Annotated in this window: 9 protein-coding genes; all 9 read right to left on the bottom strand. The window is 64.0% G+C overall.

The features are described 5' to 3' along the window. Positions 1-116: 116 nt before the first annotated feature. From VEZ38_RS08020 to VEZ38_RS08060, 9 genes are read right to left on the bottom strand one after another with little or no spacing between them, the layout of a single operon-like run. Positions 117-446 (bottom strand): restriction endonuclease subunit S, encoded by a 330-nt coding sequence (locus VEZ38_RS08020; RefSeq protein WP_324892829.1) that lies wholly within the window; start codon positions 444-446, stop codon positions 117-119. A 45-nt stretch (positions 447-491) separates the two neighbouring features. Further along, positions 492-779: a hypothetical protein gene (locus VEZ38_RS08025; protein ID WP_324892830.1), complete on the bottom strand. Its 288-nt coding sequence runs from the start codon at positions 777-779 to the stop codon at positions 492-494. Continuing rightward, positions 776-1,834: a YheC/YheD family protein gene (locus tag VEZ38_RS08030; RefSeq protein WP_324892837.1), complete on the bottom strand. Its 1,059-nt coding sequence runs from the start codon at positions 1,832-1,834 to the stop codon at positions 776-778. Before VEZ38_RS08030 ends, VEZ38_RS08025 begins: the two co-directional genes overlap by 4 nt. 5 nt (positions 1,835-1,839) lie before the next feature. Beyond that, positions 1,840-2,805, bottom strand: a complete 966-nt coding sequence (locus tag VEZ38_RS08035; protein ID WP_324892831.1) for an NAD-dependent epimerase/dehydratase family protein — start codon at positions 2,803-2,805, stop codon at positions 1,840-1,842. Continuing rightward, positions 2,802-4,133, bottom strand: a complete 1,332-nt coding sequence (locus tag VEZ38_RS08040; protein ID WP_324892832.1) for a UDP-glucose/GDP-mannose dehydrogenase family protein — start codon at positions 4,131-4,133, stop codon at positions 2,802-2,804. Before VEZ38_RS08040 ends, VEZ38_RS08035 begins: the two co-directional genes overlap by 4 nt. Beyond that, positions 4,130-4,963, bottom strand: a complete 834-nt coding sequence (locus tag VEZ38_RS08045) for a GT-D fold domain-containing glycosyltransferase (protein WP_324892833.1) — start codon at positions 4,961-4,963, stop codon at positions 4,130-4,132. Before VEZ38_RS08045 ends, VEZ38_RS08040 begins: the two co-directional genes overlap by 4 nt. A gap of 18 nt (positions 4,964-4,981) precedes the next feature. Continuing rightward, entirely contained in the window at positions 4,982-5,827 is an 846-nt protein-coding gene (locus VEZ38_RS08050) for a glycosyltransferase family 2 protein (RefSeq protein WP_324892834.1), read from the bottom strand. 2 nt (positions 5,828-5,829) lie between these two features. Further along, the gene (locus tag VEZ38_RS08055; protein WP_324892835.1) at positions 5,830-6,906 is read right to left on the bottom strand and encodes a glycosyltransferase; all 1,077 of its coding nucleotides are present in this window, start codon (positions 6,904-6,906) and stop codon (positions 5,830-5,832) included. After that, complete coding sequence (locus tag VEZ38_RS08060) at positions 6,903-7,934, bottom strand: phosphotransferase (RefSeq protein ID WP_324892836.1); 1,032 nt, start codon at positions 7,932-7,934, stop codon at positions 6,903-6,905. Before VEZ38_RS08060 ends, VEZ38_RS08055 begins: the two co-directional genes overlap by 4 nt. Positions 7,935-8,251 lie beyond the last annotated feature (317 nt).

Below are 8,251 nucleotides of genomic sequence, written 5' to 3' on the forward strand. Positions count from 1 at the left end.
GGCGTCGCGCTCGGCGACGTCCGCGACGCAGGCGAGAATGCGGTCGACGGCCGCGCGGCTGCGCAGCAGCGCAGCGACGTAATCGCTCGCGATCGAGCGCCGAGCCTCGAATTCGTTCATAGACCGCCGCCCCCGTCCGCCAGCAGATCGCCGCCCCCGAACGGCAGCGCCTCCTCTTCCTCGATCAGCAGCTTCAGATGCGAGGCCAGCCCCGCTTCCAGCTTCGTCATGCCCTGCAGCAGCTCGATCAGCTGCATATGGAATTCGCACGATTGGGCTACGAACGCATTGGCGTCGTCCCCTGCGCCGAATTTCGCCGATTCCAACACCCAGTCCCGCAGCGTCTCCATCTCCGTCGCCTTCGCCTCCAGCAGGTCCGCCGCGCTCCACTGCATATGGGCCGAAGCGGCGAGCATGCGCAGCGCCGCTTTCGTTCTAGCCGACATCGCCGTTCCTCCTCCCTTTCGCCTGTTCGATCCTTGCTTCCCGGATTACTCCTCTTCCGCGATCCGAAGCTCTTTGATGGCGAATTTGACGTGATCCGCCAGCGCGTGCTCGAAATCGGCGATGCCGTGCACATATGCGGCGATTTCGCGCGCTACCGACTGCTCCGCCTCCGTGTACGACTCGCCCCCGCGCCTGCGCAATTCGTCGCCTTTGACGCGACGCAGCAGCTTCGCCATTCGGCCCGCGATAACGCTCTCCGCCTGCAGCGACCGCGCCAGCTGCTCCTGCGATTTCACCATGGCCGACAACGATTCGTCGATCATCCCGTTCATGTCGCCGCGCCCCCGTTCTTTGCGCGAAGCAGGTACACCGCGTGCCGCACCGGCGTCCGGAACGTCGACGCCCACGTCTCGCGCTCGCCCGCGTCGCGGAACGTAATCCGAAGATCGCGGAAATTCGCTTCGATAAACCAGGGATGCGCCGCGTCGTCCAGCGCGATGTCGAGACCGAGATCGCTGATCCCCGGCAGCGACCGCTCGAGCGCCTCGGCGACCCGGAGGCCGAGCGCCGCGACCCGGGCCTCGACGGCCGACGCGTCCCAGCCCCAGGCTTCGAATAACGCCGACGCCTTCATCGACTGCCCGCCGCAGTGCAAATTCGTCACCACCGCCCGTTTGCGCGCGACCTTGCCCACCATGCCCGTGTACTGCCAGCGGCCGTCCTCGCCCTTCTGGATGGAAACCCGAAAGTCGACCGGCCGGCCGTCGTACTTCATCAGCGGGATGCCTTGCTGAACCAGGTAACTCCGGCGCCGGCGTTTCCCGATCAAGCGAACGATGCCGTTCGCGCCGACGCGCCGGCGAATCGTCCGCCCGAGCCGGTTCACCTCGGCGTACGTCCCGTCCGCCGCCTTGCTGATGCGGATGATGCCGTTGCCGACCGACGCCCGGCTCGGCTTCAAATATAAGCTGCGGTTGCGCCCCAGCAGCTCCGCGACGGCCCGGGACGACAGCGACGCCGTCTCCGGCAGATGCGGATGGAGCGATTCGTCGCGAGAGAGAATCCGGTGGATCGTCAGCTTCGAGACGACGTTGCGCTCGTTGCGGACGAGCTTACCCATCCGCTTCAGCCGGAGGATGGCGCGCCGCGCCGACGGACGCGTCGTCCGCGTCCGGTTCAGGATCACCTCAGGGATCGGGCGCCGCTGCCATACCGGGTCGACGCCGTTCCAGCCGCGCGCCGTGCCGCGCTTCCAATCGACGTCGGCCAGGGAAAAAAACCACATCTCTTCCCCGAGCTCGCGAGCGGCGGCCACGTAAAGCGCCGGCTTCTCGAAGGAACGACCGCCCCTCATGAGCCGCGCGATCAAGTCGCGCGGATACATCATGCCGATCACGGCGTCTCCCCCTTCCCGTAAAAACGTCGAATATACGCCCACATCTTCGCCATCCCGGCTTCGAGCGTCACCACCGGCGAATACCCGAGCTCCCGCTTCGCCAGCCTGACGTCGGCGCGGGTCGCGAACGGGTCGCCGGGCTGCCCCGGCAGCCGCTCGATGCGCAGCGGCTGCCCCGCGAGGCGCTCGAGGATCGCGAGCACCTGGTTCACGGACGCCGTCTCGACGCCGCCGACGTTAAAGACGGTGCCATGCTTGCCGTAGCGCATCGCCGCGACGTTGGCGCGCACCAAGTCGCTCACGTACGTGAAGTCCCGCGTCTGATTGCCGTCGCCGTACACCGGGATCGGCTCGTCGAACAAGGCGGCGCGCATGAAGCGGTGGAAGCCCATATCCGGACGCTGCCGCGGGCCGTATACCGTAAAATACCGCAGCGCGGTGTACGGCACACCGAATTCGTGATGGTAGATGTGGCATAGCTGCTCGCCCGCGAGCTTCGTCAGCCCGTAAGGGGAGATGGGCCGGGTCGGCGACGTCTCGCTGCTGATCGACCCGTTCCCGCCCCCGTAGACGGACGACGACGACGCGTACACGAGCTTGCGCAGCGACTTCGATCGCTTGCACGCTTCGAGCACCCGCTGCGTCAGCAGCACGTTGGCGTCGAGATAGTCGGCGAACGAGTCGCCCCAGCTGGCCCGGACGCCGGCGATACCCGCGAGGTGGAAGACCGCTTCCGCGTCCGCGAGCAGCGCGTCGAGGTCGACGTCCAACAAGTTCGCCGACAGCCAGCGAAACCGCGGGTGCCCCAAGACGTCCCGCAGGTTGTCGCCTTTCGCCGCGGCGGCGACCCCGGCATGACGGTCGAGATGGTCGATGCCGACGACGTCATAGCCTTCCTCAAGCAGCGTCTCGCACAGATGGGAGCCGATAAAGCCGGCGGCGCCGGTCACCACGATCTTCATCGCGCGCTCCCCCTCGCTACGCCGGCATACGTCCAACCGGCTTCCTGCATCTTGGACGGGTCGAGGAAGTTGCGCCCGTCGAACAGATGCGGCGTCGCCGCCGACTGCGCCCATTCCCGCCAAGGCAGCGTCTGGAACGACTTCCACGGCGTCGTCAACACGACCGCATGCACGCCGTCCGCCGCCGACGCCGCATCCGACACGACGCGTACGCGGTCCTTGCGCCGGGGTCCGCGCGGCGTCGTCCAACGGAGATCCTTCGGCGAAGCCACCGTCGGATCGAGCACGCGCACTTCCCAGACCTTGCGCCTCAGCAGCGTCTCGATCAAGCGGATGCCGGGCGACTCTCGCTGATCGTCCGTATCCTCCTTGAACGCCGCGCCCAGCACGAGCACCTTCTTCCCCTTCAGCGCTCCGGCCGCCTCCATCTTCTTGACGAACCAATCGATTTGCGTATCGTTGACCCGCTTCGTCTGCTTCAAAAGCCGCAGCTTCACGTCTTTGCGCTTCGCCAGATGCAGCAGCTCGGCGACGTCCTTCGGGAAGCACGAACCGCCGTAGCCGATGCCGGCCGACAGATGCAGCGGCGAGATGCGCGGGTCCATCCCCATCCCTTCGGCGACGCCGGTCACGTCCGCGCCGACGACCTCGGCGAGCCGCGCGATTTCGTTCATATACGAGATCTTAGCGGCAAGAAAACCGTTCGACGCGTACTTAATGAGCTCGGCGGTTTCGTAACCGCACGTGAAGCAGGTCGTCGGCAGCGCCGCATACAGCCGCTTCACCTGCTCCACGGCGACCGGATTGTCGCCCCCGACGACGGTGCGGGTCGGGTGGAGCGAATCGTGCAGCGCGCTTCCTTCCCGCAGAAATTCGGGATTGGACACGACGTCTACCGGCGTGCGGGCGACGTCGATCCTAGCGGCGAGCCGTTCCTTGATCCAGCGGTTCGTGCCGATCGGCACGGTGCTCTTCGTAATGACGATCTTCGGCCCGTTAATATAAGCCGCGATCGTATCCAGCACCGCACGGACGTATTTCAAATCGGCGTTGCCGTCCTTGGCCGACGGCGTGCCGACGGCGATCATTAGCAACTCGCTGCTTTCCACCGCCGTCCGTCCGTCGGCCGTAAAGACGATTTTGCCGTCCTCCAGCAGCTCGTGAAGCAGTTCCTCGAGACCCGGCTCCCGGAACGGCAGCAAGCCCCGATTCAGCTTGTCGACCTTCGCTTCGTCGACGTCGTAGCCGATGACCGCATGCCCGAGCTTCGCCAGCACGAGCGCCGTCGTCGTGCCGACGTAGCCGGAGCCGATGACGGTGACGTTCATGCGCTTTCCCCTCCTTCCGATTCTCGCTCGACGTTCGCCGATTTCGCTCCCGCCGATTTCGCGTCCGACGATTTCGCATCCGCCCGGCGCGGACGCCACGGCCGTACCTTCCGGTCGCCCTTCACCATAAAGACGGCCGACTTGCCGAAGTCGATCGCGACGCGCCCTTGTTCCCGCGCAAGCCGTTCGGCCAAGATGACGGCGTTCACGCCCGCGGAGATGAGCACGATGTCGCATTCGACGCCCTTCATGCGCTCTACCACTTTCGAAATTTCCTCATAGCGGTCAATGCGGATCAGCTTCGTGAAGTCGATGTCGAAATCGTTATATTTCTTTCCGACCCAACGCTTCAGATTGCCGGCCCAGCGGGAGATGACGACCGCCTTCTTCCCGCGCAGCATCTCCCAAAATTCTTCGTATTCCACCATGTGCCGGTTGACGAACGTATGGCACACCGCCTTCGGGCGAATGTTGTACCGCCGGAAGCACCGGTCCGTCAACGGGCGCAGCGTATACGGCTTCGCCAAAATTTCCTTGTCGTTCTCGTAAGGAATGCCGACGATGTCGGCTCTTTTGATCGAAGCGATCAGCCGGTCCCGCAGCTCGACGTTCGGCAGTCGAACGCCCTTCCAGTTCGTCCGCCTCGACAGCTTCCCCCACCGGGTGTTCAGCGTCTTGCGGATCGACCACACCTTATATTGCGCGAGGCAAATGTTCTCTCCGTCGCCGACGCGCACGACGGAGAGCGGACGTTTCTCCTCGAGCGCTTTGGCGATGCGCCGAATGACCTCGAGCGTCGTCAGCATGCGTTGCGGTTTCGGTTCCTCCATCCTCTAGCCCTCCCGTCGTTATCGCTTGCGGACGAGGCGTCCGACCTTCAGCCGGCCTCGTTTCCAGATGAAGACCGGTCTGTATTTATCGCCCCACCGCTTCAGCGCTTTCTTGTATAAGTAGCGCGTGACTTTGGCGTATTTATCCCGGTTTTCGATGCGCGAATTGTTGCTCGAATGGTTGAGCCGGTTGTAAATCGCCTTGCGCACCGCCTTGAAGCGATACCGCCCGGCGAGCTTGAGCAAAATTTGGCGATCCTCGGCGAAGCGGCCGCCCTGCGGGACGCGGGTCGACCAGCCGCCTACTTTGCGGAGCGCCTCGGTGCGGTAAAATCGCGGGTATATCATCGAATGGAACGTAATAAAGTCGTATTTCCCGCGAATTTGCCGCTTCTTTTTCTTCCCCAAATATTTCAGCTTGCCGCCTCGCTTCGCCTTCCACACCTTGTCGTTGCCGTACACGATTGCCAGTTTGCGGCCGCCTTTCTCCATCTTCCGCAGGCAATGCTCGAGCGTGTCGTTCTCGTACCAGTCGTCTGCGTCCAGCTGAGAGAAATACGGCGTATCGACAAGCGACAACGCATGGTTCAGCGTGTAGCAGACGCCGCGGTTTTTCCGCAGCTTTACGTAGCGGATTCTCGGATCGTGCAGGTACCGGCGCACGACCTTCTCCGTCTTATCCTTCGAGCCGTCGTCGACGATCAGCAGCTTCCAGCGGGGCATCGTTTGCTTCAGGACGCTTTCGATGCCCCGCGCGATAAATTTCGCCCGGTTGTACGTCGGAATAACGACGGTCACCAGCGCTTCGGCGGCTTCCGTCTCCGCCGTCTCGGGAGCGTCGCTCCCCCCATGGGTCGTAAACAAGCTCATCTCCCCTTCCGCAGCAATCGACTGTAGATGCATTCCAACCGTTTCACTTGCTTCGACGCGTCGAAACGCTGTTCGACCTTCGTGCGGCCGCGCTTCCCCAGCTCCTCGCGCAGCGCCGGATTCTCGATTAGCGTCTGCAGCGCGCGGGCGAGCCGCTTCGCGTTCTTCTCCGGCACGAGCAGCCCCTCCATCCCGTCCTCGACGAGCTCCGGGATGCCGCCGTGCTTCGTGGAGACGACCGGCAGCCCCGTCGCCATCGCTTCCTTCAAGGCGTTCGGGATGCCCTCTTGATTGCCGTCCTTCGTCGTCAAGCTCGGCAGACAGAAGACGTCCGCGCGCCGCAGCAGCTCCGTGAGCCGCGGATGCGGCACATGGCCCAGCAGCTTGACGTGCTCTTTCAGCTCCCACTTGCGAATCAGCTTCTTCAGCGCATGCCGTTCCTCCCCGTCGCCGACGATGACGAGCCGGGCGGTCGGGTGCGCGAGCCGCACGATGCGGAACGCCTTGAGCAAATAACGAAAGCCTTTCTTCTTATGAAGCCGGCCGACGCCGATGATCGTCGCGCCTTCGGTCTTCGGCTCCCGCTCGACGTAAGCGAACCGCTCCAGGTCGATGCCGCTGTACATGATTTTGATTTTGCGGCGAGGACAGCCCCACCGAATCAGCTTACGCTTCATATGCCTCGAGGGCACCGTGAATTTCTCGCCGCTGCGGAACAGCTCGGGCAGCCGCCGATGGTACCCGTTCCGCGGATCCCGCTTCGCCGGCAAGTCGAACCCGTGGAACGACGTCAGCATCGGAATGCCGAGCCGCTTCTTGACGGGCAGCAGGCTGACCCCGGCGTTGCCGAAGCGGGCGTGAATGAGCCGGATGCGACGGCGCCGGAAGGCGCGCGCGATTTCCGCGGGCCGTCGCGGCAGCCGCCTGATCGGCTTGTAAGGGAATCGCTTCAGGTTCATCCGCTTGCGCGCGAAGACGATCGGCTTCACGGTTCGAATCCGTTTCAGCTCTCCGTAGATGAACGTCTCCGACGGCGGAAGGTACCGGAGGCGGACGAAAGCGATGCGTTTCATAGATGCTCCTCCCTCTTCCCCGCGCGGCCCTCGCCTTGCAGATAACGCTCCCCGACGTACTCCGCCTTCTTCCGTTCCTGCTCCAGAAAGAAAGCCACCTTCTCCTCGCTCATGCGGCGGTATGTCCTCTTGCGAAGCATCCGTTCGAAAATGTGGGGAAACCCCAAGTCGATCCGCACGATGCGACGGAGCTCCTTCGGCAGCGGGTGCGCGCGCTCGTACCGGCCGAGCATGTCGCGGAACGTCTCCGGGTCGAAGGCGCGCGACTTTGTGTACATGCTGTAGATGCGTAGCAAGTCCTTCGAGGGCGCGTCGAACCGGACGTCCTCGAAATCGATCAACGTCAGCGTCTTCCCCGACCGGATGACGTTGTTGTGATGGAGATCGCCGTGCACGAGCGTGCGCGGCGCAAGACGCCCCGCGCGGTACGCCGCGTATTCGCTGTTCCTTAGCGCCTTCAGCGCCCGCTTCCCCGCTTTCGCGAAGAAAGGCACGCTGTCGGCGATGACGCGCTTCTTGCCTCGCTTCGCGCCGCCGTGCGCGTCCAACCAGCGCTCCATCGAAAGCAGGCGCTCCTCGTACTCCTCGGTCCAGTCCGGGTGATCGTATGCCTTCACCCCTTCCGGGTACGGGAGCGCGGCGGACGCCTTATGAAAGCGCGCCGCCAGCTCGACGATCGCGTACAACTGCTCCGGCTCCGCGAGCGGCGCCCCTGCGCCGTCCGCCCATTCGTACAGCGCATACGGCGCGCCGTCGTGCAGGAACATCCATTCGCCGCGCAGCGTCTGCCGCGGCCGGGCGAGCGGCACCCCGCGCTCCGCGAGCAGACGTTCCGACTCGACGATAAACCGCTGCCGCTCCGGCGTCTCGAAGAGACTCTTCACGGCGAACGCCTCGCCGCCGGCGGTCACCGCCTTCGCTACGAAGTTGCCGCGGCCGGCGCTTCCGTCTTTGATGACCTCGCGCGATGCGATGCGGAAGCCGAATTCATTTTCGATGCGTTCGATCCAGGTTTCCGTAGTTCTCACGCTCCTTCGGGCGACCCTCTCTCCCCAACAACCTATGCGGCGCGCGCGGAAAGGCGTGGGCAAAGCGGCAACGATTGCCGGGAGAAACGTCCTGCGACCGGCGGCAGACGTCTATACGCGAACCCTTGGTTCGACATACAGTACAGCAACGACCGAAGGGAGGTATGCCCTCTGAAGCGCATTGCCGTCGTTCGTTCCGTCTTCCTGCCGCTCAGCGAAACGTTCATTTATGGCGAGGTGCGGCAATTAAAGCGGTACGAACCGCATGTATTTTGTATGAAACGGAAAAACGCGGCCGCGATGCCGCACGAGCGCGT

The sequence above is a fragment of the Paenibacillus sp. genome (assembly GCF_035645235.1).
In the GTDB taxonomy this organism is placed as follows: Bacteria; Bacillota; Bacilli; order Paenibacillales; family YIM-B00363; genus Paenibacillus_AE.